Here is a 367-nt window from a genome sequence, read left to right as displayed (position 1 = left end):
CCTCGACCGGGGCCGGTGCCACCAGGCTCAGCGCGGTGTACAGGCGCTTGAGCGCGGCACGCGCATCGTCCAGGTGCACGTTGCTGTAGTTCAGCGGGCTGCGGTAGTGGCTGCGGACCACGAAGAAGCGCACAGTCTCCGCGTCGTATTCCTTGAGCACGTCACGGATGGTGAAGAAGTTGCCCAGGCTCTTGGACATCTTCTCGTTGTCCCCGCTGATGAAGCCGTTGTGCATCCACAGCCGCGCGAACGGTTTGCCCGTGGCGCCCTCGCTCTGGGCGATCTCGTTCTCGTGGTGCGGAAACTGCAGATCGGCGCCGCCACCGTGGATGTCGAAGCTCTCGCCCAGCAGCGCGCAGCCCATGGC

General features: G+C 65.4%; 1 protein-coding gene. It reads right to left on the bottom strand.

From position 1 onward, the window contains the following. A partial coding sequence (locus MTCD1_RS18675; protein WP_143760155.1) for a class I tRNA ligase family protein occupies positions 1 to 367 on the bottom strand: 367 nt, incomplete at both ends.

It is taken from the genome of Colwellia marinimaniae (genome assembly GCF_002207865.1).
In the GTDB taxonomy this organism is placed as follows: Bacteria; Pseudomonadota; Gammaproteobacteria; order Enterobacterales; family Alteromonadaceae; genus Colwellia; species Colwellia marinimaniae.
Note: the sequence above shows the minus strand (reverse complement) of the source record. Positions and strands in the feature narration are given on the sequence as shown.